This window comes from Rhodoferax sp. RT5P35, assembly GCF_056521385.1.
Window position 1 is genome coordinate 1 of sequence record NZ_JBWMAX010000070.1, and the last position, 1716, is coordinate 1716.

Sequence of the window (1716 nt, forward strand, 5' to 3'; positions counted from 1 at the left end):
AGGTCAACGCCTTGATTCCGGCCATGGTGGTGCCCATCACCGGCACGGCGGCAGGCCTGGGCTTTAGCCACTACGTGCTGGAATGGTCGCTGAACGGCGCGGTCTGGCATGCGGCCAACTTCGTCTACCCACCCGTGCCTCCGGGCAACACGGTGCAGGGCAGCAGCCCGGTGGTGGGCGGTCTGCTGGGCTACCTCAACACCACCTTGCTGAACGCGGGCACCTACTTTGTGCGGGTCACGGTGTTGGGCTCCAACCAGTCCACCATCCCCTGCCAGACGGTGTTTTCGGTGTTCAAAAAGGACGTGCGCATCCTCGGCATCGGCGGCAGCACCGCGCTGGACGCACCCTGGACCGACCCGGGCGCGCGCCTCATCGACAACCTGCCTGCGCTGTGTGGCCGCCCGGCGGGCACCTTCGAGGCCTCGTTTGGCACCTGCCTGGCGGTACTGGGCGCAGCCAGCATCGGCGGCTGCGACGACAGCCTGAAGATCAAGCGCTATACGCTGGACTACAAGGCCGGGTTCGAGCCCGACTGCACCACGCCGGGCTGGAGCAACTTCTGGTCGGTGGAGTTCAGCACGGCGGCGCAGTACCGGGCCATCAACATGCGCACCGACACCTCGGTGCTCACCGCCTACTGGACGGCCGATTGCCTGGTGCCGGTGCCCTTCCCACCCTGGTGCCTGTTGAACGACCCGCAGGCGCTGCTGTCGCCCTCGGGCTGGTCCAGCAACATCGGCGGCTGCCAGCTCAGCGGCGTCTCCGCCATCCGGCTGCTGGTGGAAGACTCGCTGGGGGGCACCTGCTGCGATACCCAGCGCGTCTGGCTGGACAACAAGCCGCTGAGTGCGCTGATCCGCATCGATGCCGTGCCGCAGTGCGCCGACCTGTTCGTCAGCCAGTTCGCCCAGCCACCAGACTGCAGCGTGCCGTGGAGCCTGCCGGTGTCGGGCATTGCCTACGACGAGTACATCGACGAGTTCTTGCCGCTGACCCGGCCGAACGACAACTTCGACTACTACGTGGTGTCGGTCACCAAGCAGGGCGGCTCGGGCATCAGCATCCCGGTGCCCGGCCCCGGCGGTGCCTGCTACCACGGCACCAGCCGGGTCGGCGACCCCGGCACCCGCTGCGGCGTGCCCACCGTGCCGCAGGTGATCGGCCTGTTGGCGATGTTTGACCTGCGCGCCATCGACCCGGCATGCAAAGCCTTCTTGCCCTACTTTGTGCCCGACGACTTTGCCACGCCGCGCGGTGCCTGCTGTGTCTACACCTTCAGCCTGACGGTGTACGACCGCACCGGGCGCCCCTGTGGCGTGAACTATGCGCAGGCCTCGTGGCCGGTGAAGATCTGCAACGACCTGCCCACCCCCAACTGAGCATGGACGCGCCCTGGTTTACCGCCGTGCTGGGCGCGCTGGCCACCTGGCGGCTGGCGCACCTGCTGGCGCATGAAGACGGCCCCTGGGATGCCGTGCTGCGCCTGCGCACCGCGGCGGGCCAGGGGGTGTGGGGCCAGATGCTGGACTGTTTTTACTGCCTGAGCCTGTGGGTGGCCGCGCCGGTGGCCCTGGCTGTGGCCCGCGACCCTGTGGAATGGCTGCTGGCCTGGCTGGGCCTGTCGGGCGCGGCCTGCCTGCTGGAACGGCTAGGGCCTGCCGCCCCGCCACCGGTTCTTGACCTGGAAGGAGATGATGATGAGCTGCTGCGGAC

At 68.2% G+C, this 1716-nt stretch carries 2 protein-coding genes; both read left to right on the forward strand.

What is annotated here, in order from left to right:
* On the forward strand, positions 1-1382 hold a 1382-nt coding region (locus AC097L_RS23660; RefSeq protein ID WP_479589185.1), incomplete at its 5' end, for a hypothetical protein.
* 2 nt (positions 1383-1384) lie between these two features.
* A partial coding sequence (locus tag AC097L_RS23665) for a DUF1360 domain-containing protein (protein ID WP_479589186.1) occupies positions 1385-1716 on the forward strand: 332 nt, incomplete at its 3' end.